At 73.1% G+C, this 24,951-nt stretch carries 23 protein-coding genes; 12 read left to right on the top strand and 11 right to left on the bottom strand.

Annotated elements, in window-relative coordinates:
* Nucleotides 1-76 precede the first annotated feature (76 nt).
* Nucleotides 77-1,042 carry a sensor domain-containing diguanylate cyclase gene (locus tag DSM112329_RS20845; protein WP_354698481.1) on the top strand — a complete coding sequence of 322 codons (966 nt, stop codon included), beginning with the start codon at nucleotides 77-79 and terminating at the stop codon, nucleotides 1,040-1,042.
* A 33-nt stretch (nucleotides 1,043-1,075) separates the two neighbouring features.
* Here the strand turns inward: DSM112329_RS20845 and DSM112329_RS20840 are convergent, their stop codons facing one another.
* On the bottom strand, nucleotides 1,076-2,434 hold the full coding sequence (locus DSM112329_RS20840) for a SpoIIE family protein phosphatase (protein ID WP_354698480.1): 1,359 nt from the start codon (nucleotides 2,432-2,434) through the stop codon (nucleotides 1,076-1,078).
* A 128-nt stretch (nucleotides 2,435-2,562) separates the two neighbouring features.
* Here DSM112329_RS20840 and DSM112329_RS20835 point away from each other — a divergent pair, with 128 nt between their 5' ends.
* Entirely contained in the window at nucleotides 2,563-2,949 is a 387-nt protein-coding gene (locus tag DSM112329_RS20835; protein ID WP_354698479.1) for an STAS domain-containing protein, read from the top strand.
* Entirely contained in the window at nucleotides 2,946-3,725 is a 780-nt protein-coding gene (locus tag DSM112329_RS20830) for a SigB/SigF/SigG family RNA polymerase sigma factor (protein ID WP_354698478.1), read from the top strand. Before DSM112329_RS20835 ends, DSM112329_RS20830 begins: the two co-directional genes overlap by 4 nt.
* 259 nt (nucleotides 3,726-3,984) lie before the next feature.
* On the opposite strand, the gene DSM112329_RS20825 is transcribed toward DSM112329_RS20830, so the two are convergent.
* Genes DSM112329_RS20825 through DSM112329_RS20815 form a run of 3 tightly spaced genes read right to left on the bottom strand, consistent with a single transcriptional unit; the run spans nucleotide 3,985 to nucleotide 7,814 of the window.
* On the bottom strand, nucleotides 3,985-4,917 hold the full coding sequence (locus DSM112329_RS20825; RefSeq protein ID WP_354698477.1) for a YihY/virulence factor BrkB family protein: 933 nt from the start codon (nucleotides 4,915-4,917) through the stop codon (nucleotides 3,985-3,987).
* Nucleotides 4,918-4,963: 46 nt separating this feature from the next.
* Complete coding sequence (locus DSM112329_RS20820) at nucleotides 4,964-5,797, bottom strand: NmrA/HSCARG family protein (RefSeq protein ID WP_354698476.1); 834 nt, start codon at nucleotides 5,795-5,797, stop codon at nucleotides 4,964-4,966.
* A gap of 55 nt (nucleotides 5,798-5,852) precedes the next feature.
* On the bottom strand, nucleotides 5,853-7,814 hold the full coding sequence (locus DSM112329_RS20815; protein ID WP_354698475.1) for an acetoacetate--CoA ligase: 1,962 nt from the start codon (nucleotides 7,812-7,814) through the stop codon (nucleotides 5,853-5,855).
* A 208-nt stretch (nucleotides 7,815-8,022) separates the two neighbouring features.
* Between DSM112329_RS20815 and DSM112329_RS20810 the strand changes: the two genes are divergently transcribed.
* The 4 genes from DSM112329_RS20810 to DSM112329_RS20795 all read left to right on the top strand — a co-directional run bounded on the left by DSM112329_RS20810 (nucleotide 8,023) and on the right by DSM112329_RS20795 (nucleotide 11,728).
* Entirely contained in the window at nucleotides 8,023-9,528 is a 1,506-nt protein-coding gene (locus tag DSM112329_RS20810) for a DHA2 family efflux MFS transporter permease subunit (protein ID WP_354698474.1), read from the top strand.
* Nucleotides 9,525-9,998 carry a MarR family transcriptional regulator gene (locus DSM112329_RS20805; protein ID WP_354698473.1) on the top strand — a complete coding sequence of 158 codons (474 nt, stop codon included), beginning with the start codon at nucleotides 9,525-9,527 and terminating at the stop codon, nucleotides 9,996-9,998. The genes DSM112329_RS20810 and DSM112329_RS20805 overlap by 4 nt, the downstream gene beginning before the upstream one ends.
* Nucleotides 9,999-10,087: 89 nt before the next feature.
* Nucleotides 10,088-10,579 carry a CinA family protein gene (locus tag DSM112329_RS20800; RefSeq protein ID WP_354698472.1) on the top strand — a complete coding sequence of 164 codons (492 nt, stop codon included), beginning with the start codon at nucleotides 10,088-10,090 and terminating at the stop codon, nucleotides 10,577-10,579.
* A gap of 78 nt (nucleotides 10,580-10,657) precedes the next feature.
* A complete protein-coding gene (locus DSM112329_RS20795; RefSeq protein ID WP_354698471.1) occupies nucleotides 10,658-11,728 on the top strand; it encodes a DUF475 domain-containing protein in 1,071 nt (356 codons plus the stop codon).
* 71 nt (nucleotides 11,729-11,799) lie between these two features.
* On the opposite strand, the gene DSM112329_RS20790 is transcribed toward DSM112329_RS20795, so the two are convergent.
* From DSM112329_RS20790 to DSM112329_RS20780, 3 genes are all read right to left on the bottom strand, one after another.
* On the bottom strand, nucleotides 11,800-12,636 hold the full coding sequence (locus tag DSM112329_RS20790; RefSeq protein WP_354698470.1) for an alpha/beta hydrolase: 837 nt from the start codon (nucleotides 12,634-12,636) through the stop codon (nucleotides 11,800-11,802).
* Nucleotides 12,637-12,691: 55 nt separating this feature from the next.
* Nucleotides 12,692-14,407, bottom strand: a complete 1,716-nt coding sequence (locus DSM112329_RS20785; protein ID WP_354698469.1) for an AMP-binding protein — start codon at nucleotides 14,405-14,407, stop codon at nucleotides 12,692-12,694.
* 95 nt (nucleotides 14,408-14,502) lie between these two features.
* Nucleotides 14,503-15,423: an LLM class flavin-dependent oxidoreductase gene (locus tag DSM112329_RS20780; RefSeq protein WP_354698468.1), complete on the bottom strand. Its 921-nt coding sequence runs from the start codon at nucleotides 15,421-15,423 to the stop codon at nucleotides 14,503-14,505.
* Between the two features lie 138 nt (nucleotides 15,424-15,561).
* On the opposite strand from DSM112329_RS20780, the gene DSM112329_RS20775 reads away from it, so the two are divergent.
* A complete protein-coding gene (locus DSM112329_RS20775; RefSeq protein WP_354698467.1) occupies nucleotides 15,562-16,560 on the top strand; it encodes a 2-dehydropantoate 2-reductase in 999 nt (332 codons plus the stop codon).
* A gap of 85 nt (nucleotides 16,561-16,645) precedes the next feature.
* Here the strand turns inward: DSM112329_RS20775 and DSM112329_RS20770 are convergent, their stop codons facing one another.
* The gene (locus DSM112329_RS20770; protein ID WP_354698466.1) at nucleotides 16,646-17,338 is read right to left on the bottom strand and encodes a hypothetical protein; all 693 of its coding nucleotides are present in this window, start codon (nucleotides 17,336-17,338) and stop codon (nucleotides 16,646-16,648) included.
* Between the two features lie 241 nt (nucleotides 17,339-17,579).
* On the opposite strand from DSM112329_RS20770, the gene DSM112329_RS20765 reads away from it, so the two are divergent.
* The 3 genes from DSM112329_RS20765 to DSM112329_RS20755 all read left to right on the top strand — a co-directional run bounded on the left by DSM112329_RS20765 (nucleotide 17,580) and on the right by DSM112329_RS20755 (nucleotide 20,619).
* Nucleotides 17,580-18,878, top strand: a complete 1,299-nt coding sequence (locus DSM112329_RS20765) for an ATP-binding protein (RefSeq protein ID WP_354698465.1) — start codon at nucleotides 17,580-17,582, stop codon at nucleotides 18,876-18,878.
* A gap of 54 nt (nucleotides 18,879-18,932) precedes the next feature.
* Nucleotides 18,933-20,357: a hypothetical protein gene (locus DSM112329_RS20760; protein ID WP_354698464.1), complete on the top strand. Its 1,425-nt coding sequence runs from the start codon at nucleotides 18,933-18,935 to the stop codon at nucleotides 20,355-20,357.
* Between the two features lie 76 nt (nucleotides 20,358-20,433).
* The gene (locus DSM112329_RS20755) at nucleotides 20,434-20,619 is read left to right on the top strand and encodes a hypothetical protein (protein ID WP_354698463.1); all 186 of its coding nucleotides are present in this window, start codon (nucleotides 20,434-20,436) and stop codon (nucleotides 20,617-20,619) included.
* Between the two features lie 77 nt (nucleotides 20,620-20,696).
* Here DSM112329_RS20755 and DSM112329_RS20750 read toward each other — a convergent pair whose 3' ends face one another.
* A complete protein-coding gene (locus DSM112329_RS20750; protein ID WP_354698462.1) occupies nucleotides 20,697-22,364 on the bottom strand; it encodes an AMP-binding protein in 1,668 nt (555 codons plus the stop codon).
* Between the two features lie 145 nt (nucleotides 22,365-22,509).
* Between DSM112329_RS20750 and DSM112329_RS20745 the strand changes: the two genes are divergently transcribed.
* Nucleotides 22,510-22,716 carry a dodecin gene (locus tag DSM112329_RS20745; RefSeq protein ID WP_354698461.1) on the top strand — a complete coding sequence of 69 codons (207 nt, stop codon included), beginning with the start codon at nucleotides 22,510-22,512 and terminating at the stop codon, nucleotides 22,714-22,716.
* 61 nt (nucleotides 22,717-22,777) lie between these two features.
* Here DSM112329_RS20745 and DSM112329_RS20740 read toward each other — a convergent pair whose 3' ends face one another.
* Both DSM112329_RS20740 and DSM112329_RS20735 read right to left on the bottom strand, forming a co-directional pair.
* Nucleotides 22,778-23,788: a nitronate monooxygenase family protein gene (locus DSM112329_RS20740; RefSeq protein ID WP_354702512.1), complete on the bottom strand. Its 1,011-nt coding sequence runs from the start codon at nucleotides 23,786-23,788 to the stop codon at nucleotides 22,778-22,780.
* A gap of 41 nt (nucleotides 23,789-23,829) precedes the next feature.
* Nucleotides 23,830-24,939 (bottom strand): zinc-binding dehydrogenase, encoded by a 1,110-nt coding sequence (locus DSM112329_RS20735; RefSeq protein ID WP_354698460.1) that lies wholly within the window; start codon nucleotides 24,937-24,939, stop codon nucleotides 23,830-23,832.
* Nucleotides 24,940-24,951 lie beyond the last annotated feature (12 nt).

Raw genomic sequence — 24,951 nt, 5'->3', positions numbered from 1 at the left:
CGACTACGAGGCTCGTCCGCTCGGCGGCGATCGAGGGTCCGATGCGGCCGAACGCGGGCATACTCGCGATGAGCCGATGCGCGCGAGCCGACGGACCACCACCAGTGCGGGCCCCACGCTGATCACCGCGATCGGCGATCCGGCGCGGCCGGACGCCGCGGACGCCGACCGGTCGCGGTTCGGCGCACTGTTCGATCTGTCGCCGCTCGGCACGCTCGTGCTGTCCCCCGACGGCGTCATCGCGGCCGCGAGCGCTGCCGCCGCCGAGCTGCTCGGGCGATCGCGGGCGGAGCTCGTCGGCAGCCGGACCGCCGACCTCGCCTTCGCCGACGACGCCGGCCAGGTCCTCGGACAGCTGCGGCGGGTGGCGACCGGGGCCGCACCGACCGTTCGGCTCGAGGCACGCCTGGTCCGAGGCGACGGTACCGTCCTCTGGACGCAGCTCGACGCATGCCTGCTGCCGGGCGACGGTGACGCTGCGCCCCTGCAGGTGCTGGCGCAGTTGCAGGACATCAGCGCGCGTGCCGAGCGGCAGGCCGAGCTCGAGCAGGTGGCCAACCACGACGCGCTGACCGGGCTGCTGAACCGCCGGGGGCTGCTGGAGGAGCTCGACCTGGGCGTCGCGCGGATCCGGCGCTACGGCCGGCCCGGGGCGTTGCTGGTCATCGACCTCGACCACTTCAAGGCGGTCAACGACGAGCTCGGCCATCAGGCGGGGGACGTCGCGCTGATCGCGGTCGGGGCGCTGTTGGTCGGCCGGCTGCGCGAGACCGACGCCGTCGCGCGGCACGGCGGCGACGAGTTCGCGGTCATCCTCCCCGAGACCACACAGCACCAGGCCACGCAGATCGCGGAGGACCTGCTCGCCCGGATCGCTCGCGCGCGCGTCGGGCTGCCCGAGCGCCCGATCACGGCGTCGATCGGCGTGGCGATGCTCGGGCGCGACTCCACGTCGGTGTCGGCGCTGGCGGCCGCGGACGCGGCGATGTACGACGTCAAGCGCCCCGGCGGCGACGGGGTGCGCGTGGCCGGCGCCGCCTGACGTCAGCCGGCGCGGCGGCCGGGTCGGGCGGCGTCACCCGTCGACCGGGACCGGCGCGAACGCGACGGCCATCGCGTCGTCCTGCAGGTCCGTCGGCTGCGCAGCGACCGCGCCGAGGATCGCGGACACGACGTCCGCGGGAACGAGCGCCACGTCGCTCAGGGCGGCGTCGACCTGCGCGCGGTCGAGCGCGGCGTTGCGGGTGCCCGAGACCCCGTCGGAGAGCAGCAGCACGAGGTCCCCCGGGACGAGCCTGAGGTGGTTCGTCACCGGCTGCGTGAAGCTGTCCGCGCCGAGCTCGGGGCCGACCGCGCCGCTCATGACGCGGCGCCGCGTCCCGGTGCGCAGGAGGTTCGGGATGAGGGTGCCGCCGGCCGCCCAGAAGACGAGCGACGAGGGCGCGTGCCACCGCGCGACCCAGGCCGAGCAGGTGACGTCGGCGAGGCCGATGCGGCGGATCGCGTCGTGCATCGCCTGCAGCGCGTCGGACGGGGTCGACCCCGCGTTGCGCGCCGCCCGCAGCGCCCCGAGGGCCACCGCGCTGACCGCTGCGCCACGCTCGTCGGACCCGACCGTGTCGATCGCCGCGAGCCAGGCTCCGTCCTCGTTCTCCGCGTGGTCGAACCAGTTGCCGCCGTTCTCATAGCCCGGCTGCACGTGGCCGGCGAACAGCAGGTCGGTCATCGCCGAGACGCGGGCGGGCAGCAGCAGCTGCTGCGTCTCGGCGGAGCTGGTCGTCTCCCGGTGGCGACGCGCGCGCTGCACCTCGTCGGTGAAGCGGCCGCCGATCTCCAGCGCGACGGCGGCGTCGCGTGCGAACCGCTGGAAGTCGCCGCTGTCGGGCGTGCCGAGCGACACCAGCACGCCGATCGCGCGGTCGCGGACCACGAGCGGCGCGACGACCGCCTCGGGAAGCTGCTCGGTGATCGCGTCGTGGACGCCCTCGATCTGTGCCCCCGCGAGCTCCGGGCCGACGGCCTGGGGGATCGTGAGCGTCTGCGGCAGCTCGTCGTCGCCCGCCGCACGGGCGAGACGGGAGCCGTCGATGTCGACCAGGTAGAGGCCGATCGGACGCCCGCCCGTGGAGCGCTGCGCCTCGGTGACGATCGCCGCAGGGAGCCGGTGGGCCGGGACGTGCTCGAGCGCGGTGTGCATGTCGAACGGCCAGGGCTCGGCCGCCTCGAGCTCGGCGGTCAGGGGGCCGGCCGCCGCCGCGAGGTCGTCCATCGACGAGAAGTACCGGTACACGGTGGCGCGGGCCAGGCCCGCGCGGGCCGCGACGCCGCCGGCGGTCAGGTGCTCGCCGGAGCGGAGAAGGGACGCCGCAGCGCTCAGGATCTGCTGACGGTTGCGTCGCGTGTCCTGGCGGGCGGGCGGTTCGGTCTCGCTCACACGGCCGATGTTCCCAGGTGTGGCGCGGCGCCGCCATCGGCGTCCAAAGTGAGACTCGGGCCCCGCGTGTCTCTTAGGTTCTCTGTACCCGGGCGATCGAGTCCCGGACGCAGACCGAGGTGATGTGGTTGCGCACGACCAGCAGCGAGACGGGGAAAGCTCCAGACGCGGACGACGCGGCCCAGCCGGCCCCGCTGCGGATCGACGTCACCCCGGACGCCACGAGGTTCGTGGTCGCCCTGCACGGCGAGTGCGACCTGGCCGGTGCTCCCGCCATGAAGGCGGCGTTCGACCGGGCCCTGGCCAGCGGTGCGCCCGAGGTCGTCGTCGACCTCGGGCCCTGCGTGTTCGCGGACTCGACCGCCATGGCCGCACTCGTCGGCCTGAACCGGCGCATCGCCGTCGCCGGCGGGCGCTCGCTGCTGATCCTGCCGGGCCCGCCCGTCGTACAGCGCGTGTTCGCCCTGTGCGGCCTACTCGACATTCTGCCCTTCCGCTTTCCCGAGGCATCATGAACACGACCACGCCAGCCACCAGCGAGACAGAGCTCCTGCGCCGGATCTCGAGCAGCGGCGACGCCGCCGCCCGCACCGAGATGATCGAGCGCGCGATGGACCTCGTCCACAGCGTCGCCCGGCGCTACCGCGACCGCGGCGTCAGCCACGAGGAGCTTGTGCAGGTCGGCAGCATCGGCCTGATCAACGCGGTCGACCGCTTCGACCCGGACCGCGGCTTTGCGTTCTCGACGTTCGCGGTGCCGCACATCGCCGGGGAGATCCGGCGCCACTTCCGCGATCGCACGTGGTCGATCCGGGTCACGCGCCGCATCCAGGAGAACGCGGCGACGATCACCGCGGCCACCGAGCGCCTGACCACGACGCTCCAGCGCCACCCGTCCATCCGCGAGATCGCGACGGCGGTCGAGCTCGAGGTGTATGACGTCCTGGAGGCGCTGGAGGCGGGCCGGCACTACACCGCCGACTCGCTCGACGCGCCCGGCCCCGGCGGCGGCGACGACGCGGACGGTTCGGCGTGGATCGAGCGGGTGGGCTCCGCCGACCCGGGGTTCGCTCGCGCCGACGCACGGCTGACGGCCCGCGCCGCCCTGCGTGGCCTGCAGCCCCGCTCACGTCAGATCCTCGCGCTGCGCTTCGGCGAGGACCTCACCCAGCAGGAGATCGGTGACCGCATCGGCCTGTCGCAGATGCACGTCTCCCGGCTGCTGCGGCAGGCGCTCGACGACCTGCGCGCCGAGCTGGACTCGCCGCGGACAGCGGCTGCGACCGGCTGACGGAGCCCGGCGCGGTTGGGCGGACATCCGTCCACTTCGTGTTTGCCGTCACGATGTCCGGGCACGACTGATCCCTAAGTCAACGTCTTACAAGGGAGATCGCCCGTGCTCTACACCATCGTCCTCGTCCTCGTCATCATCGCGCTCGTCATGTTCATCACGGGTCGCCGCCGCGTCTAAGTAGCGTCTGGTCGGACCGTCCCCGCCGCGCGGCGCCGACCCGGCGTCCGGCGGGGTTCGACCGCCCGCCGCGGAGCGGTCAGCCGGTGCGGTTCCCCGGCCTGCGTGCCAGCCGGCTCTGCAGCCACGCACGGTCGGCCAGTGCGGCCGCGCGGACCTCATCGTCACCCGGCAGCCGCGCCCACTCGGACGCGAACTCCGCGCCGAACACGATCACGTTCGCCGTCGCGTAGACGAACAGCAGCAGCGCCATGACCGCGCCGAGCGATCCGTAGAGGGCGCCGAAGTCCGCGAGATGCTCGAGGTACAGCTCGAGCCCGCTCTTCACGGCGAACAACCCGGCGGCGGCGACCAGCGCGCCGGGCCAGATCTCGCCGACCCGGGGCCGGTCGACCGGCAGCACGCGGTAGAGGAACAGCAGCGTCGCCGCGACGAACGCGAACGGAAGCACTTCGGCCAGACCGTCGAGCGCCACGCCGAGGAGCGCACCGCCGCCGGCCTCGTCGTCGACGCGCGCCGCGGCGCTGCGCGTGGCGCTCAGCGACAGCGACACCAGCAGCAGAACGGTCCCGCCGGTGACGAGCGCGAGGTCCAGCGCCTTGCGCCGCAGCAGCGGAGGCCGGCGCTCGATGTCCCAGGCGACGTTGATCGAGTGACGCAGCGCGCCCATCACCCCGCTGGCCGCGACCAGCAGCAGCAGGATCGAGATCACGCCGATGTGGCCCGCCTGGTCGAGCGCGTCGGCGACCGCGGACTCCAGGCGCGCGCGATCGGACGCCTGGGCGACCGGGACCGAGTCGAAGCCGGTCTTGATGACGCGCCGGCGTACGTCGTCCTCCTCGAAGACGAGCCCGAACGTCCCGACGAGCAGGATCGCGAGCGGGACGGCGGAGAGCGCGGCAAAGAAGCTGATCTGCGCTGCGTCGCGGTGCCCGCGGTCCTCGGCGAACTCGAGGACGGCCCTGCGCGTGGTCAGGTACGCGCGGAGGGCGAGGCGCGTGAGCCGGGGCACCGGACGCAGGTACCCCGGAGGCGCCGCGCCCGAACGTCGCTGCTCGTCACCTGCGCGCGCCGGCCCATTCGCGGAATGTGGTCCACGTGACCTCGGGGTAGGTCCGGCGCACCGCGTCCACGTCGATGCCGTAACCCTCCCCGGCCAAGAAGCGGTACATCGCGCCGAGATCGGCGCTGCGCTGCTCGATCGCGGCGAGCGGAACCTGTTCGTAGACCGCGCCCAGCGCCTGCGCCATCGCGGCCGGTGTCGGTGCCTCGCCCGCGAGCTCGACGCGCCGTCCCAGGTGCTCCTCCCGGCGGCCGATGATCGCGGCGACCGTCGCGCCGAGGTCGGCGAGCGCGATCTGGTGCAGCGGCGTGCCCGGGTCCAGGGGCAGCGCCAGCCGCGGCTCCTCGCCGGGCGCGACCGCGACGTTCTCGTAGAAGTAGCTGGGTGCGACGACCGTCCACGGCACGTCGGCGGACCGCAGGTGCGCCTCGATGCGCGCCTTGCTCCTGAAGTGGGGGACGGGGGCGCGGTCGGCGGCGGCGACGGACGCCAGGATCAGCCACGGCACCGCTGCGCGTCCCGCGGCGTCCACGATCGCGACCCCCTGCGCCACCTCGGCGTCGGCCCCGGCCTCGAACGGCGTGGTGATCGCGTAGAGCGCGCTCACGCCGGCGAACGCCGTGACCAGCGAGTCCGGGTCGCCGAGGTCGCCCTTGCGCAGCTCGATCCCGAGCTCCGCCAGCGCGACGGCCCGCGGTGCCGCCGGGTCGCGGACCAGCGCCGCGACCGGGCGTCCGGACGCCGCGATCGCGCGGGCGACGGCACCACCCTGGGTGCCCGTTGCGCCGGTGACGAGGACCGGCTGATCGGCTGGATGCGCTGAGCTCATACCGCAACGCTACCTCCAAGTGGTTGCGCGCGCAACTACATGTCGGTGTCGTGGATCACGACGCCGACAGACCCTTGTCACGCGCGAAGGCGACGAACCAGTCGAAGGCGGCGGCGTTGGCGAGGGCGTCGCGGCTGACGACCGAGTCGGGGTCGCGGCCCATGAGCAGCTTCTTGACGGGAACCTCGAGGACCTTGCCGGTCAGGGTGCGGGGCACCTCGGGCACGGCGACGAGTTCGTCGGGGACGTGGCGCGGGGAGGCGTCGCGGCGGACCGCGGCGACGACCTTCTTGGTGAGGTCGTCGCCGACAGCGGCGTCGGCGTCGGCGAGGACCACGAACATCGTCATCCTCGAGTCGGCGTTGCCGTCCGGGGGTGGGACGTCGACGACGAGGGCGTCGGTGATCTCGTCGAGGGCGAGGACGGCGGCGTAGATCTCGGCGGTGCCCATGCGGATGCCGCCGCGGTTGATGGTGGAGTCGCTGCGGCCATAGATGACCGAGGAGCCGCTGGCGGTGATGCGGATCCAGTCGCCCTGGCGCCAGACGGCGGGCTGCACGTCGTAGTGGGTGAAGTAGGAGTCGCGGTAGCGCTCGTCGCCCTCGTCGTTCCAGAACTTCACGGGCATCGACGGCATCGGCTTGGTGATGACGAGCTCGCCGACCTCGTCGATCAGCGGGTTCCCGTCGTCGTCCCAGGCCTCGGCGGCGACCCCGAGGCATCGGGCCTGCAGCTCGCCGGCGCGGACGGGGAGGACGTCGCTGCCGCCGACGAACCCGGACGCGATGTCCGTCCCGCCGGAGGTCGAGAACAGCCAGGTGTCCGGGCCGACGTGGTCGTAGACCCAGCGGAAGCCTTCGGGGGAGAGCGGCGAGCCGGTGGACCCGACGGCTCTGAGCCTGGTGAGGTCGTGGTCCTCTTCGGGGGCGAGGCCGGCTTTCAGGCAGCCGTGGAGGTAGGCGGCGCCGGTGCCGAACACGGTGATGCCGGCCTCGTCGATCAGCTGCCAGAGGGCGCCGAGGTCGGGGTGGGCGACGCTGCCCTCGTAGATGACGATCGATGCGTCCGAGAGCAGGACGCCGACGACGAGGTTCCACATGACCCAGCCGGTGGTGGTGGTCCACAGGACGCGGTCATCGGCGTTGACGGCCTGGCCGATCCGCCAGACCTTGAGGTGCTCGAGGAGGATGCCGCCGTGGCCGTGGACGATCGCCTTAGGCAGGCCGGTGGTGCCGGAGCTGTAGAGGATCCACAGTGGGTGGTCGAACGCGACGCGCTCGAACGTGAGCGGCGCGTCGGTGGGCGGGAAGCGCTCGTCCCAGTCGCCGTCGTTGCCCAGGTAGGGGAGGCGGGCGGTCGCCTTCAGGGTCGGCAGGGCTGCGGCGATCTCGTCCGCGATCTGCGTACGGTCGAAGGCCTTGCCGTTGTAGCGGTAGCCGTCGCAGGTGAGCAGGACGGTGGGCTCGATCTGGGCGAAGCGGTCGATCACGGTGCGGGTGCCGAAGTCCGGTGAGCAGCACGACCAGACGGCGCCGAGCGACGCGGTGGCCAGGAACGCGGCGATCGTGTGCGGGCCGTTCGGCAGGTAGCCGGCGACGCGATCGCCCTGCGTGACGCCCATCGCCTCCAGCCCGGCGCGGATCCGGGTGGTGTGCTCGCGCAGCTCGTCCCAGGTCCAGGCGCCGAGCGGTGTGTCCTCGCCCTTGAAGCGGATCGCGACGTCGCTGCCGGTCCGGTTGCGAAAGACGTGCTCGGGCATCGACAGCCGCACGTCCGGGAACCACTGCGCGCCCGGCATGCTCGCGTCGGCCAGGGCGACCGTGGGGTCGCCGTCCGCCTGGATGTCGAACCGCTTCCACAGGAACCCCCAGAAGCGGCCGACGTCCTCGGTCGACCAGCGCCACAGCGCGTCGTAGTCCGCGACGCCGACGTCCCGCATCAGGGCGGTCGTCGCGGAGGCGGCGACCGCGTCCGCCGACGGGGTCCACAGGCTGTCGCCGGCAGCGGTCGTGCTCATGTGGCGCAGCCTACGGGCGTGGCCCAGCGGACGCCTGCGGCCCCGGCCAGGGTGGCGGTCGGGTGCTGCAGCCGCGGCCCGCCCCGCCCCCCTAAGGCCGAACGTCCGTCTTCCCGCGTCCTGACGCGGGGAAATCGACGTTCAGCGCCTGGGGGGGTGTGAGGCCGGGGTCCAACGCCCTCGACCGCGCGTTATGCTTCGGCACCTGATGATCAGGAACCGTCAGAAAGTCGCCGCTGCCGACGACGGCGACGCGCTGAGCCCCGAGATCTGGCGCATCAGCTTCGTCGTGGTCCTCGGGTCGATCATGTCGATCCTCGACACCACGATCGTCAACGTCGCGCTGCAGACCCTGGGCCGTGAGCTCGACTCGACGCTCGCCGACATCCAGTGGGTCGTGACCGGCTACATGCTCGCGCTGGCCGCGGTGATCCCGCTGACGGGGTGGACCGCCCGGCGTCTCGGGGCCAAGCGCGTCTACGTGACGACGCTGATCCTGTTCACGGCGAGCTCGGCCCTCTGCGGCCTGGCCTGGTCGACCGGCTCCCTGATCGCGTTCCGGGTCCTGCAGGGCGCTGCGGGCGGCATGCTGCTCCCGATCGGCCAGCTGATGATGGCCGAGGCCGCCGGCCCCAAGCAGATGGGGCGCGTCATGAGCATCGTCGGGGTGCCGATGATGCTGGCACCGATCTTCGGCCCCACCGTCGGCGGCCTCATCGTCGACCACCTGAGCTGGCGCTGGATCTTCTTCGTCAACGTGCCGTTCGGGATCCTCGCGGTCGTCGCGGCGCTGCGGGTGCTGCCGGCAGGCCCGCGAGGCGCGGTGGACCCGCTCGACGTGCGCGGCCTCGTGCTGCTGACGCTCGGGGTGCCGCTCGTGACCTACGGGCTGGCGGAGGTCGGCGAGACCGGCGGCTTCACCGGGCCGCGGGTCCTCGTGCCCACCATCGTCGGCACGACCCTTGTCGTGCTGTTCGTCCTGCACGCGCTGCGGACCCGCTTCCCGCTCCTGGACGTGCGGCTGTACCGCCGGCCGACCTTCTCCTCGGCGTCGTTCGCGATGTTCTCGCTCGGCGCCGCGCTGATGGGCGGCATGATCCTGCTGCCGTTGTACTGGCAGGACGTCCGGGGCGAGAGCGCGACCGCGACCGGTCTGCTCACCGCGCCGCAGGGCCTCGGCATGGCGCTGTTCATGCCCCTGTCCGGCAAGCTCACCGACCGCTACGGCGGCGGACCGCTCGCGCTGTTCGGCGTGACGCTGACCGCCGTGACCACCATCCCGTTCGGCCTCATCGGGCCGGACACGTCCGTCCTCGGCCTGTCGGTCGCCATGTTCCTGCGCGGCATCGGGATGGCGTTCGCGTTCATGCCGGCGATGGCGGCGGCGTTCGCCTCGCTCGACCGGGCCGACCTGCCGCACGCGACGCCGCAGCTGAACGTGCTGCAGCGCGTGGGCGGCTCGATCGGCACCGCCGTACTCGCCGTGGTCCTGCAGCGGGCCCTGAGCGGCGCCGAGACCCCCGCCGACCAGGCCTCCGCCTACGGCACGGCGTTCTGGGTGTCCGCCGGCCTCGCCGCCGCAGCGATCGTGCCGTGCGTCGTGCTGCTCCGGGCCGAGCGGGCTGCCCGGGCGGACGGCCCGCCGCCGCCGGTGACGCCCCCGCCGCCATCGTCGCCCGAGGCCGTGCCGTTCGCCGAGCCCGTGACGCGATGACCACGGACCACGCGCCCCCGGGCACCGCGTCCGACGTCGACGCGGTCGGCGAGTCGCTGCGGACGCTGCTGGCCGCGTCCCGGCGGCTCCGTGGGCGCGAGACCCACCGGCAGGACCAGCTGAGCTTCGCGCAGTACGGGCTGCTCTTCAGCCTCGCCCGTGAGGACGAGCTCGCCTCGCGCGACCTCGCCCGTCACGCGGACCTGACGCCGGCGACCGTGACCCAGATGCTCGACGGGCTCGAGGCCGCGGGGCTGGTCCGGCGCCGGCGGGCGGCGCACGACCGTCGCGTCGTCCTCACGGCCCTGACCGACCGCGGCACCGCCGTCGTGGCCGAGCGCCGCGCGCAGATCGAGCCGCGCTGGCAGGCCGCCCTCGCCGGGTTCGGCCCGGACGAGCTGCGCGCCGCAGCGGCGGCGATGGACCGCATCGCCGTCTTCTTCGACGAGCTCCTCGAGGCCGAGAGCTGACGGGCGACGACGGCGACGGCCGGTCCAGACCGACCCGGTCCGGGCTGCGCCGCCGGGGGCGACTCGGCGTCGCCGGGTAGCGTGGCGGGATGCTCACCGACGACCTGACCACCGCGGCCGCCACGGTTGCCTCGTCGCTGATCGCGCGGGGCCACAGCATCGCGGTCACCGAGTCGTCCGCCGGCGGGCTCATCTCGGCGTCGCTGCTCTCGGTCGGGGGCGCGTCCGCGTACTACCGGGGCGGTGTCGTCGTGTACACGCTCGAGGGGGCGCGGGCCTCGATCGGCGGGGTCGTGCCGCTGAATCCCGGTGTCCGCAGCGCCAGCGAGCCGTTCGCGCAGTACCTCGCGGCGTCCGCGGCGGCGAAGTTCGGCACGGAGTGGGCGATCGGGGAGACCGGCGCCGCCGGACCCGGCGGCAATCCCTACGGCGACCCGGCCGGCCACGCGTGGCTCGCGGTCGCCGGTCCCGACGGCGCCGGGGCCACCGAGCACGTGCTCACCGGGTCGGAGGACCGCGTCGCGAACATGCAGGCGTTCGCGCTGCGAGCCCTGCGGCTGCTCGCGGCGCAGCTCGGCTGACCCGTCCGCCGGGGTCCGCTGCCGCGCGCGCACGGACCCGAGCGACAGACTTTAGGTTCGTTCCGCATAATCATTTATGTGGAACTCCTTAGATTCTTCCGCGTCGACCTGGTCATCACGGTCCTCGCAGTCGTTGCCGCGTTCGTCTATGACCCGACAGCCGGGACGGTGGCGATCGTCCTCCTGCTGATCGTCCTCGAGATCTCGATCAGCTTCGACAACGCGATCGTCAACGCCACCGTCGTCCGCAACCTCTCGGAGTTCTGGCAGAAACTCTTCCTGACGGTCGGCGTGCTGATCGCGGTCTTCGGCATGCGGCTCGTCTTCCCGATCGCGATCGTCGCCATCACGGCGGGCCTCGGCGCCGGCGAGGTCATCGACCTCGCCTTCAACGACCCCGACGAGTACGGCGAGAAGCTCGAGGACGCCAGCCTCTCGATCGAGGCCTTCGGTGGCGCCTTCCTGCTCATGGTCTTCCTGAGCTACTTCATGGACGACGAGAAGGAGATCCACTGGTTCGGGCCGGTCGAGCGCGGCCTCGCCCGCCTCGGCGGCGTCAACGGCCTCGCCATCGGTATCGGCCTCGTCCTGCTGCTCCTGACGCAGGCGTTCGTCGACGAGAGCCAGGACAAGCTCGACATCCTCCTCGCCGGCGCGATCGGCCTGGCCACCTACGTGGTGATCAGCGGCATCGCGGACCTGCTGGAAGCCAGCACCCAAGGTGCGACCGAGGAGGGCTCCAGCGGCGTGGGAGGCGCCGTCGTCGGCCTCACGGGCAAGGCCGCGTTCGCGTCCTTCATGTACCTCGAGGTCCTCGACGCGTCGTTCAGCTTCGACGGCGTGATCGGCGCGTTCGCGATCACCAAGGAAGTCGTGCTCATCGCCATCGGCCTCGGTGTCGGCGCGCTCTACGTCCGGTCGCTGACCGTCTACCTCGTGCGCAAGGGGACGCTGTCGGACTACCGCTTCCTGGAGCACGGCGCGCACTACGCCATCGGCGCGCTCGCGGCGATCCTGCTCATGTCGGCGCACTTCCACATCCCCGAGGTCATCACCGGCCTGCTCGGCGTCGCGTTCATCGGTGCCGGCCTGCTGTCGTCGATCAAGTGGAACAAGGAGCACGGCGGGGCCGAGGAAGTCACCGCCTGACGAACGACGGACAACGGACCGGCGGGGAGGCGGCGGGCGACCGGTGGACCGGGCCCGTCCGTGCTGCCGGCCTACCGCTGCAGGAACGCGAGCAGCGCCGCGTTGAACTCCTCGGCGTGGCTCACGTTCACGCCGTGCGGACCGCCCGCGATCACGTGCAGCTCGCTGCCGGCGATTGCGGCGTGGGTCCGCTGTCCTGAGCCCTCGAGCGGGACCGTGGCGTCGCTGTCACCGTGGACGACGAGCGTCGGGACGGTGACCTTCGGCAGGTCCTCTCGGAAGTCGGTCGCGCCGAACGAGGTCATGCACTGCAGCGCGGCGACCTTGCTCGCCTGCTTGGTCAGCGCGAGCGCGTCCTGCCGCTGGGCCTCGGTGACCTTCAGCTCGCCGTCCGCCGAGAAGAAGTCGGTGGTGAAGCCGTCGTAGAACTCGTCCTGGTTGGCCGTCAGCGAGGCAGCCATCTTGGCCGCCGTGCCCTTCTCCAGCGGCCCGTTCGGGTTGTCCCCCGTCTTCAGCATGTAGGGCGGGACGGCGGACGCGAAGACGACGCTGTGCAGCCGGTCCTCGCCGTACCTGGCCACGTAGCGCGCGACCTCGCCGCCGCCCATCGAGAAGCCGACGAGCGTGACGTCCCGCAGCTCGAGCTCCTCGAGCACGGCGTGGAGGTCCTCGGCCAGGTGGTCGTAGGTGTAGCCGGTGGCCGGCTTGTCGCTTTGACCGAAGCCGCGCCGGTCGTAGGTGACCACGCGGTAGCCGGCCGCGGTCAGCGCAGGGACCTGCTCGCTCCAGGAGGCACCGGACAGTGGCCAGCCGTGGATGAGGACGACTGGCCGGCCGCTGCCGCCGGTGTCCTCGGCGTGCAGCTTCGTGGTCTTCAGAAGGCCCTTGTGGGCGGTGATCTCTGGCATCCCACCCGGCTACCCCGACGGCCCGCCGCGTAAGGGGACGTTGGCACCGCGCCGATCAGCGCGGGGCCTGACCGGCGCCCAGCAGCTCGGTCGCGCGCTGGGTCAGCCGGAACTTCTGGACCTTGCCGGTCGGGGTCGTCGGCAGGTCCTCCGCGGCCACGGCGAGCACGTGCTTGGGGACCTTGAAGCGTGCCAGGCGCGACTTGCAGTGCTGCAGCACCGCGGCCGGGTCGACCTCGGCGCCCGGCTCGGTCACGATGAACGCGCAGCCGACCTCGCCCCAGCGGTCGTCCGGGACGCCGACCGCGTAGACCTGGCTCACGCCGGGCACCTCGCCGATGACGGCCTCGACCTCCTTCGGCATGACGAGCTCGCCGCCGCTCTTGTAGAGCTCCTTGCTGCGGCCCGTCAGGACCAGGTAGCCGTCCAGGTCGATGCGGCCGAGGTCGCCCGAGTGGACCCAGCCGCCGCGCAGCGCGAGCTCGGTCTCGGCCGGCTTGTCCCAGAAGCCGAGCATCTGCGTCGGCCCGTGCGAGATCAGCTCGCCCTCGGCCCCCGCGTCCAGCCGCTGTCCGCCGACCGGGTCGACGGTGGCGTAGAGGCAGAGGGGGCCGCCGATCGCCTCCGTGCTCGCGACCCCGGCGTCCTTCGGGCGGCCGACGGTCGTCGAGTGGCGCTCGAGCATGTCGTCCGGACGGGTCAGCGTCGTCGCCCCGCCGCACTCGGTCATGCCGTAGCCGGTCGTGATCTCGGTGATGCCGACGTCGGCGCGGGCCTTCTCCCACAGCCACGTCGGCCCGGGCGCCGCGCCGGAGAGCAGCGCGAACAGGGACGAGACGTCGCGTGTGTGGCGGTCGGGGTGCTCGAGCAGGGCGACCGTCATCGTCGGGACGCAGAGCATGTCGGTCGCGCGATGGCGCTCGATCGCGTCGAAGTAGTCGGCCGGGCTGAACGCGGTCCGCGGGATGATCGCGCCGCCGACGAACAGCGCGGCCAGCAGGCCCTCCACGTAGCCGAACATGTGGTAGCAGGGCAGCGAGAAGAGGATGCGGCGCCCGTCCTCGAAGCCGCGGGTCAGCGCCGACGCGTAGCCGGTCCGCGCGACCGCGTCGTGCCGGATCATCACGCCCTTCGGCGAGCCGGTGGTGCCGGAGGTGTAAAGGATGTCGCCGAGGTCCTCGGGGGCCACCGCCGCCGGGGCGGCGGTCGGGTGCTCGGCGCCCAGCGCGTCGAGCTCGTCGACGGTCCGCACGCCGTCGCGGGTCCGTCCGTCGGTGGACAGCTGCACGACCGTCGCGAGGCCGGGTAGGGCCGCGGGACCGCCCTGCTCCCAGCCCGGCGCGATCTCGTCCAGCATCGCCAGGTAGTCGAGGTCCGCGAAGCCGGTCATCGTGATCAGCGTGCTGCACCCGGACTGCCCGAGGACGTAGGCGAGCTCGTCGGCCTTGTAGAGGAAGTTGAAGGGGATCGCGACGCCGCCGGCCCGCGCGATCGCGAACTTCAGCGGGACGAACTCGAGGTGGTTCGCCATGAGCAGGCCGACGCGGTCGCCCGCCGTGACGCCCAGCGCCGTGAGCCCGTCGCCGAGCCGTCGCGCCCACTCCAGGCACTCGCGGTAGGTGATGGTCCGCTCGTCGGTGATCACGAGCGGCCGGTCGGGGAACTCGTCCGCATAGCGCTCGAGCAGCCCCCAGAGCGTGCGCGGCGTCCACTCCGGGTGCCGTGCCTCGAGGGCAGCGCGTCGGGTTGCCAGGTCCGCAGGTCCGCTCATCCCGTCCGACGCTAACAGGCGCCACGCCGGCACGCGCAGGCTGTCTGGACACATTGCCCGACCCGCACCCGCCCATGGGGCCGGACGGACCTGGGCTAAGCGCCGAACTCGTCCGCGAGGGTGGCTGCGAGCTCGTCGCAGCGCTCGGGGGAGAGCTGGAAACTCGGCGGGTAGAGGACGACGTGGTCGTAGACGTCCTCGAGTGCGGCGAGCTGCGTGCGGACCTCCGACGGTGTGCCCGCGACGCCGATCGCGTCGATCATCGGGTCGGTGACGGCGGCGGTCATCGCGGCGAAGTCGCGGGCCGCGAACGCGGTGCGGACCTTGTCCCCCGCCTCGCCGAAGCCCGACATCTCGAGCAGCGCGCCGTAGGACTTCGGGGCGCAGTAGAAGCCGATCTGGCCGGCGACCTCGCGGCGGGCCTGGTCGGCGTCGTCGGACACCGACGTGATGACGATGCCGACCTTCTCGACCGGCGCGTCCTCCCGCCCGGTCTTGCGGCGGCCCTCGTCGATGGCGGGGACGACGACCTCCTCGACGTACCGTGGGGAGAAGAGCACGTGGCCCAGCAGCCCGTCGGCCACGCGGCCCGCGGTCTGGACCATGCGCGGGCTGACGCCGGCGGTGAACACCGGGATGTCGGTGCGGAGCGGCTCGTCGACCTCGGCGGTCGGCACCACGTTGCAGCGGTAGAAGCGGCCCTCGTGCGCGACCGGGCCCTCGTGCAGGCGCCACAGCCGCCGCAGGAGCGGGACGAGCTCCTCCATCCGGACGGCGGGGGAGTCGCCCGGCAGGCCGTGCCAGTCCTCCATCATGCGCTTGGTCCCGAGCCCGAGCCCCAGGACGAGGCGGCCGCCGGACAGCTCGTCGAGGCTGCGCGCCTCGGTGGCGAGCATCAGCGGCGAGCGACCGCTGGCGTAGGCGATCGAGGTGCCGACGCGGATCGTGCTCGTCTTCGCGACCATCGCGGCGAGCGTGACGACGCTGGAGCGCGTGTAGAACTCGGGCGTCCACACACTGTGGAAACCGGCCCTCTCCGCGCGCTCGGCGGTATCGGCGAGGGTCTGGACGGAACCCCGGAGGACAGTGACGCCGCGTGTGGCCATCCAGCGATGATAACGATCGTTATAGCCGGGCGCACATAGACTCGGCCGATGGCCGCCGACACACCCACCCGCCTGCGCTTCGCCGTCCTCGGCGCCGGGGCGATCGGGACGTGGATCGGCGCGGCGCTGGCCGAGTCCGGTGCCGACGTGACGCTCGTCGCCCGTGGCGCGCACCTGGACGCGCTGGTCCGCGACGGCGCGCGCCTGGTGTCGGCCGACGGCGAGCGCACGGTCCCGGTGCGCGCGGTGCAGGACACCGGCCAGGTCGGGCCGGTCGACGTGGTGATCCTCGCGGTGAAGGTCCACGACGTCGTCGCGGCGGGTCCGGCGCTGCAGGGGCTGCTGGGACCGGACACGACCGTGGTCGCCGCGCAGAACGGCGTGCCGTACTGGCAGTTCCACGGCCGGGCTGACGACGGCGCATCCACGCGCCTGGAGTCGATCGACCCGGGCGGTGCGGTCTCTGCGCTCCTGCCGCCGGAGCGCATCCTCGGGTGCGTCGTCTACCTTGGGGCGAGCATCCTCGCGCCGGGTGTCGTCGCCACGCGGCCCGAGGCCGGGCTGATCCTGGGGGAGCCGGACGGAACCTCGTCGCCGCGCCTGGAGCAGGTGGCCCGGGCGCTCGAGCACGCGGGCTTCCCCGTCCGCAGGACCGCGGACATCCGTGCCGAGATCTGGACGAAGCTGATGGGCAACGCGTCCATCAACCTGGTGAGCGTGCTCACGCGTGCGGGCCTCGGCACGATGGTCAACGACGCCGGGACGGGACCGATCGTCGCGACGCTGATGCGCGAGGTCGTCGAGATCGCCGGCGCCGCCGGTGCCCGCCCGCAGATCTCCGTCGACGAGCGCCTGCGGATCACCGCGCGGCTGGGGGACCACAAGAGCTCCACGCTGCAGGACCTGGAGGCCGGGAAGCGGCTGGAGCTCGACGCGCTGGGCGCAGCGGTGATCGAGGTCGCCGATGCCGTCGGAGTGGCGGCGCCCATGCTGCGCGCGGTCTACGCGCTCGCGGACCTGCAGGCGCGCACGCTCGGGCTGCGCTGAACGCAGCAGGCGGGGGCCAGGCTGTGGGCGGACGCGCGTCGGCCGCGGTCCCGCGAGGTGAGGCGGGCCGGGGCGAGCGGCGGGCTCAGCGGGCGGCGCCGCGCAGGCGGCCCGGCGCCCGGACCCGTCGCGCGCCCGACCCGGACGAGCGCCCCACGTGGTCCGACGTGTCGAGCGGCGACTCGGTGCGGTGCAGGGCCCACGTCGCGCGGCCGTCGCCGACCACCAGACCTTCGCCGTCGGTGATCTGCGTGCGGGTCGCGATCGTCGTCGTCCTCCGCTCGCGGTCGTAGAAGGCGACCGCGGCCCGGGTCGCCGCCTCGCCCAGCACGCAGCGCGCGGTCAGGCGGCCACGCGCCGGGCGGACGAGCGTCATCTGCAGGTCGAGCACCGCCGGCACCAGGCCGTACGGGTGGTCCTCGTCGGGCGCCGCGCTGATGATCGCCGCCATGCTGGTGCTGTCGACCAGGGCGACCAGGCCACTGGTGTGGAGGCAGCCCAGGGCGTCGAGCGCCGCAGGGGACGGGGCGACCGTCAGCTCGGCGGTGCCGTCGCCGGCGGCGATGACATCGATGCCGAACAGCGTCGTCGCGGGGATCGCCGCCAGCATCTCGGTGGCGACACGCGTCAGGTCCATGCGCCCATTCAACGGGCTGGGCGGAACCACGACACGAAGCTGCAGCAAGCGCAGCGTTTTCGGGCCGTGAAGTTGTGCGCCGGGCTGCTCGGGAGCGTTCGAGCGACCGTGCGGCGAGCCGACCACGGCGGCGATGGACATCGTCCCGCCGCCTCAGCGGTCGCGCCCGCCGCGGGCAGGCGATCCCGGCGTGCCCACGGACGTGCGGAGCGGATACGCTTGATGGGCGCAGGATCTGGATCGTCTCCGGGACCTGCGTCTCCTCGCTCGAGGACAGCAGGTTCCCGTCGACCCGGGGATCTGCGGGACTTCAGCAACCTGGCGGACGCACCATGCAGACGTACCGCGAACCAGTTCGGTCGCCACACGCGGTCGGTGCACCGTGGGTGGCTCGGTGACGCCGGATCGCGACCTGGGGGGCACGCTCCACGCGACCCTCTGCGCGCTGCGGCCGCACGTGCCGCGGACCGTGGTGTCCAAGAGTGCGATGAGCATCGCCAGCCACCTGATCGAGGATCTCGTGGACACCGCCGGTGCCGGCACGGTCCTCGTGTCGTGCTTCCAGCTGCAGCGCCACTGGATGGTGGAGCACGAACGCTACGACGCGCTCGCGGCCGTCCCGGGCGTCACCGTCGTCCCTGTCTTCCTCCCGGTGGCGACGATGGTCGCTGCGGGGGGCGCTGCCCTGCTGCCGCAGGACCCGATGATCGACGAGTGGTTCGTGATCGCGCTCGGCCCCACCCTCAGCGTGACGCTGGCGGGCCTGGATCTCCAGGACGCGGCGTCGGACGTGCCGGAGTCGATGCGCACGTTCGAGGCGGTGCTGACGACCGACGCGGACGTGACACGCGCGGCCGTCCGCTACGTGACCGACGTCCTCGACGACCGGATCCCGCCCGGCGCGGCGGAGATGCTGCGCCATGCGGCCGCAGCCCCGCCGCTGTCGACGGTGCACCACCTCACCGTCCAGGCCGACCACCTGCTGGCGGGCATGTTCGATCGGATCGAACGGCTGCGCCGGCAGGAGCGCGCGGCGCACCAGACGTCGATGCGCCTGCACCAGGAGGCGCTGATCGCCGCCGACCGCGAACGCCAGCGCCTGGCGGAGGCGCTCCACGACGAGAGCCTGCAGCTGCTGCTCGCCGCGAGCCAGGACCTGCACGAGGTCGTCCCGCGGGACCCGGAGGAGCGCGCGCTCGCCTCGGCGCGGGGTCTGCTGGAGCAGGGACTCGGGTTCCTCCGGGAGGCGCTCGGGACGATGTACGTCGAAGACCGGCCGACCGACCGGCTCGAGGCACGCCTCGACCTCCTCGCCAGGACGCTGGGCGAGCGCGGGGGCTTCGACGTCCGGCTCGACGTGGACCCACGCGCCGCCGGGGCCGCGGACGATGCGGTCTGCGCGCTCGTGCGCGAACTGCTGACGAACGCCGCCAAGCATGCACGCGCCGGCACCGTCACCGTGCTGGTCTTAAGGCAGGCCGAGGCCCTGCTGGTGGACGTCGCCGACGACGGGGTCGGCGCGGACCCCGACCGGCTCGCGTCCGCACGTGCGGAGGGCCACATCGGCCTCACGCTCGCGCAGGAGCGCGTCACGGCGGCGGCGGGGTCGTGGCAGCTCACGACCGCACCGGGGGCCGGGCTGCGGGTGCGGGCCACGATCCCGGTGGCCGCGACCGGCTGACCGCCCGCCGGCCGGCGTCCCCGCGCTGCTGTGTGCGCGCGCGATACTGCGCGGATGATCCGCAGCCTCGCGATCCGCTGCTGTGCCCTCGGGCTCGCCGCCACCGGTGCCGCGTGTGCGGCCGCCCCGGCCCACGCCGCTTTCCCGGGCGCCAACGGGGCGATCGTCTTCTCCGGCACGCAGGACGGCGACAGCGATATCTATGCCCTGCCGCTCGACGGCTCCCCGCCGCGCAACATCACGAACACGACCCTGCGCGAGCAGCAGCCGTCGGTGTCCCCGGACGGGACGCGCGTCGCCTACAAGACGGCGGTCACCTCGCCGCGCGACGAGGAGTCGTGGACGAGCGGGTTCGACGGCACCGGCGCCCGCCGCGTCACCGACACCACCGGCGCCCTGCGGTTCAGCACCCAGCCGGGCTGGTCGCCCGACGGGACGCGGCTGCTGGTGCGGTCCAACCGCGACGCGGGGAACTACGACGTCTGGTCGGTCCGGGCGACGGACGGCGGGGACCCGGTCCAGCTCACCGCGGACGCTGCCGACGACCGCTACCCGGCGTACTCGCCCGACGGCAGGCGCGTGGCGTTCCGGTCCGACCGCGCCGGCGACCCGGACATCTGGGTGATGAACGCCGACGGCTCGAGCCCGGTGAACCTGACCGCCGGCACGGGCCGCTGGGAGTCGGCTCCCGCGTGGTCGCCGGATGGGACGCGGATCGCGTTCGAGCGCGTGAGCGTCCCGGGTGATCCCGACGTGGACCCCGCCGCGGCCGCGGCGGACGAGATCTGGACGATGGCCGCTGACGGCTCCGGTCAGCGCCGGCTGACCGACAACGCGTTCCACGACGAAGGGCCTGCGTGGTCGCCGGACGGCACCCAGATCGTCTTCACCAGCGGGCGCGAGGAGCCCAAGGGCGACATCTGGCTGATGGACTCGGACGGCGCCCGCCAGCGGCTGCTCTACGGGAGCCCTGCCGTCGAGGAGTCGCCCGACTGGCAGGCGCTGCCGGTCCCGCCCCCGGTGGCGGTTCCGCCGCCGCCCGCGCCGCCGGTGGTGGATCCCGTGCCGCCGGTGATGGAGCCGAAGCCGCCGAGGCCGCCCCGGGACACTGACGGTGACGGCTTGTCGGACGTGCGCGAGCGGGCCATCCGCACGTCGCCGACCGACGCCGACAGCGACGAGGACGGGCTCCCCGACGGCGCCGAGCGCGCCACCAGCCCGAAGAACCGCGACAGCGACGGCGACGGTATCGCCGACGGCGTCGAGCTGGGCGTCGTCACCCCCGCCCGCGGCACGAACCGCACCCGCTGGCGCCCCGACCGCGACCCCCGCACGCGCACCGACCCGGCACGCAGGGACACCGACCGCGACGGCCGCATCGACGGGCGCGAGGACCGCAACCACAACGGCCGCGTCGACCGTGGCGAGACGGACCCCCGGCGCCGCAACACGTTCAGGAAGCCGGCGCGGCGCGGCTGACCGCGGGCGCCGTCGTAAAGATCAGGGACGCGACACCGATGCGACGGCCGCGGGGCGCGCGTACCGTCGCCCCAGGATGTTGAACCCTGCGGGCAACGACGACACGCCGCTCTCCCTGAAGCTCCAGGTCAGCGGCCGCGATCCGCTCGTCGGTGAGGTGGAGGCCGAGTCGGGCGAGCGCTATCCGTTCCTCGGCTGGATGTCGTTCGCCGCCGCGATCGACGCGGCGCTCGCGCGGCAGGACCCGCCGCCCGCCGTCTGACGACGCCGTCCCCGGCGCGGCGTGTGGCCCAGAGAACCTCATGGGTTCTCTGGACCGCGAGCCGACGCTGACCCGGGTCAGTCGGCGTCCGCCTCCGCGAGCTCGCGCTTGACGATCTTGCCGGTCGCGTTGCGCGGCAGCTCGTCGAGCCAGACGAACTCGCGGGGGACCTTGTAGCCCGCGAGGTTGTCCTTGACGTGCGCCTTCAGCTCGTCGTCCCCCGGTGTGTCCGCGACGCCCTCCGTCCGGACGAGGAACGCCTTCAGCCGCTGGCCGAACTGCTCGTCGTCGACACCGATCGCGGCCGCGTCGCCGACCGCCGCGTGGGCCAGCAGGCAGTCCTCGACCTCCTTGGGGAAGACGTTCTCGCCGCCGCTGACGATCATCTCGTCGTCGCGGCCCACGACGAACAGGCGGCCCGCTTCGTCGAAGCGGCCGATGTCGCCCGTGGCCATCAGGCCGTCGATCTGGTCCTTCGACCCGCCGCCCGTGTAGCCCTCGAAGAGCGACTTGTTGCCGACGAAGATGCGGCCGGTCCCGCCCCGCTCGACCACGCCGCCCGCGTCGTCGTAGAGCCGGACGACCACGCCACGAGGGGCCTTGCCCGCCGTCCCCGGCGCCGCGCGCATGTCGGCCGGGGTGGCGATCGTGGCGAAGGTCACCTCGGTCGAGCCGTACATGTTGTAGAGGTTGTCCCCGGCGTAGTCCATCCAGCGCGCGGCGAGGTCGCCGGGAAGCGCGGACCCGGAGGCGGCAACGACCTTCAGCGACGAGATGTCGTAGCGGTCGCGGACCTCGCCCGGCAGGTCGAGGATCCGGGCGAGCATGACGGGGACGACGAACATCGCCTCGGCGCGGTGCCGCTCGATGTCGCCCAGGACCGCTTCCGGGTCGAACCTGCGGCGCAGCACGATCGGCGAGCCGAGCAGCATCGACGAGAGGCCGAAGCCGGCGAGGCCCCAGGCGTGGAACAGCGGCGCCGGGAGCACGGTGGTCATGCCCTCGCGCAGCGGGATGCGGGACAGGAGCCCGGTGGCGAGGTCGGGCCCGAGCTTGCCGCGCTGGGCGCCCTTGGGCGTGCCGGTGGTGCCCGACGTCAGGATCGTCATGCGACCCTGGCGTGACGGCGAGGACGGCGCCGCCGACGGGCCGGCGGCGAGGCGCTCGAGCGTCGGTGCGTCGTCCGGCGCGCCGTCGTCGTCCGTCCACGCGAGCACGCGCTGCCGCACGGGCCCCGCGTCCGCCAGCAGCCCGGCGAACTCGGCGTCGTAGATCACCGCCGCGGGCTGCTCGCGCTCGAGGACGGCCGCCAGCTGCGGGCCGCTGAACGACGTGTTCAGGAACAGCGCGTCCGCCCCGAGCTTCGACGTCGCGCCGACCGCCTCCACGAAGCCGCGGTGGTTGCGGGCCATGATCGCGACACCGTCGCCTGCGTCGACGCCGAGCCGCGACAGCCCGGTGGCGATCGCGTTCGTCCGGCGGTCGAGGTCGGCGAACGTGAGCGACCCGAGCTCGTCGTGGAGCATCGTCGCGTCCGGATGCCGGATCCGGCCCGCGATGATGCCGGTGCCGATCGTGGCCCCGCGGGTCAGGTAGGCGACGCCCAGGCGTGGCAGCTTGTCGGGCCGCATGGGCCGCACCACGCCGGCGCCGGCGAGGACGCGTGCACCGGCGACGCGGTCGGCTGCGGCACCGATCAGGCCGCGGGCGATGCCGGCAGCTCCGGCGGAACGGGGGTCAGACACGTTGCTCTCCTCTGCTCGGGCCTTCAGGGGACATCGGGCGCAGGTGCGGAACCTACCCGCCCGGCGCGCGCCGGACCGTCCGCCGAGTGACGCCGGCCGAGTCCGGGTAGGCCGAAGGCGTCCCGCAGGCAACCGAAGGAGCAGCATGTCCGACCACGTCTACAAGAGCATCGAGGTCACCGGGTCGTCGACCGAGAGTGTCGACGACGCCGTGCGCAAGGCGGTCGCCAAGGCGTCGCAGACCGTGCGCAACCTCGAGTGGTTCGAGGTGGGCGACGTCCGCGGGCACATCGCGGACGGCGCCGTCGCCCACTTCCAGGTGACGGTGAAGCTCGGCTTCAAGCTGGACTGACCGGGACGGGGTGGCAGCGCCAGGTGTCGGTTTTCGACAGCTGGCGCTGCCACGTCCGTGTCTAGACCGTCGCGCTGCCGACGAACGCGTTGAGGCGGTCGGCGATGATCGCCTCGGCCTCGGTCATCATGCGGTCGACCAGCTCGGCGCAGGTCGGGACGTCGTGGATCAGGCCCTGGCAGAGGCCGGCGGACCAGATGCCGGCGTCGGGGTCGCCCGTCTCGTAGACGGTCTTGCCGCGGGCGCCGGAGACGAGGTCGCGGACGTCCTCGAACGGGCGGCCTTCCTTCTCGATCTCGATGACCTGCTGGCTGACGCTGTTCTTCGCCACGCGCGCGGTATTGCGGTAGGAGCGGAAGATCAGGTCGGTCTGGCGCTCGTCGGCCTGGACGAGGTGCTGCTTGATGTTGTCGTGGATCGGGGACTCGACGGTGCACATGAAGCGCGTGCCCATGTTGACCGCGTCGGCGCCGAGGGCGAGGGCGGCGACCAGGCCGCGGGCGTCGGCGATGCCGCCGGAGGCGATCAGGACGCAGTCCAGCTGGTCGGCCGCGGCGGGGATGAGCACGAGGCCGGGGACGTCGTCCTCGCCGGGGTGCCCGGCGCAGTCCAGGCCGTCGATGGAGACGGCGTCCACGCCGATCGACTGGGCCTTGAGGGCGTGCCGGACGGTGGTGGCCTTGTGGATGGTCTTGATGCCGGCGGGCTTGAAGATCTTCAGGAACTCGACGGGGTTGTTGCCGGCGGTTTCGACGATCTTCACGCCGGCCTCGACGATCGCCTGCGCGTACTCGGCGTACGGCGGCGGCGTGATCGACGGCAGGATCGTGAGGTTCACGCCGAACGGCTTGTCGGTGAGCTCGCGGCAGCGCGCGATCTCCTTCGTGAGGTCCTCCGGGGTGGGCTGCGTGAGCGCGGTAATGCACCCGAGGGCGCCGGCGTTGGCGACGGCCGCGACGAGCTCGGCGCGGCCGACCCACTGCATGCCGCCCTGGACGATGGGGTGCTCGATCCCGAAGGTCTCGGTGAAGCGTGTCTTCATGCGGTGGTTCTCCTGGAGGCGGTGGGGGATACTCGCGGGCGACCTAGGGTACTCCGCCCTGCCCGGCGATGTCAGGCCGCGGCGTCCATCTCGATGATCGCGCGGCCGACGATCGTGCCCTCCCGCAGCCGGGTGTACGCCGTGTCCGCCTGATCGAGGGTGAAGCGCTCGCTGATCGCACCGCGCAGGTCCAGCTGCCCATCTGCCGCCATCCGCATGAGCGCCGGCAGGTCGGCCCGCGGCCGCCCGCCGAACGACCCCAGGATCTGCAGCTTGCGACGGACCAGGCGCGTGATCTCGACCTCGGCGGTGCGGCCGGTGGGGGCGATGCCGACCATGACGCAGCGTCCGCCGTCGGCCACGATCTCGGTGGCCTGCCGGAACGTCGCCGGCAGCCCGACCGCCTCGAAGACGACGTCGGCCCCGGCGCCCCGGGTCAGCTCGCGGACGGCGTCGGCGGCATCGCCGGCCGCGGCGTTGACGACGTGGGTCGCCCCGAGCGCGGTCGCGGCGGCCAGCTTGTCGGCGGCCGTGTCGACGGCGATGATCCGGCCCGCGCCGAGGGCGCGCGCCACCTGGACGATGCTCGTGCCCACGCCGCCCGCGCCGACGACGGCGACGGTCTGCCCGGGCTGCAGGTCGGCGACGTGCCGCACCGCGCCGTAGGCGGTCAGCAGCGCGCAGCCCAGGATCGCGGGCTCGATCAGCGGCAGCTCGTCCGGCAGGCGGGCGGCGGCGAGCGCGGGCATGACGGCGAGCTCGCCCAGCCCGCCCATCGAGTACATCGCGAGCGGCTCCCCGGCGGCGTCGTGCAGTCGCGTCTCGCCGTCGTAGAGCGTGCCCTTGAGACGGTTGTGGGCGAAGAACGGCTCGCACAACTCCTCGCGGCCGGCCGCGCACATCGCGCAGCTGCCGCAGGGCATGATGAACGCGCCGACGACGCGATCACCGGTCTGCAGGCCGGTGACGCCGGCCCCGGTCTCGACGACGGTGCCGGACACCTCGTGGCCGAGGACGCAGGGCAGCGGGAACGCGACCGACCCGTCGTGGATGTGCAGGTCGGTGTGGCAGACTCCGCAGGCGGCGACCTGCACCATGATCTCGCCGGCGCGCGGCGAGGGGTCCCGGACCTCCTCGACCGTGAACGGGCCTGACGGTGTGCGCACGACAGCGGCTCTCATCCGTCCATCATC

The organism is Paraconexibacter sp. AEG42_29, from assembly GCF_040581415.1.
Classification (GTDB): Bacteria; Actinomycetota; Thermoleophilia; order Solirubrobacterales; family Solirubrobacteraceae; genus Paraconexibacter.
This window is presented reverse-complemented; position numbering and strand designations above follow the sequence as displayed.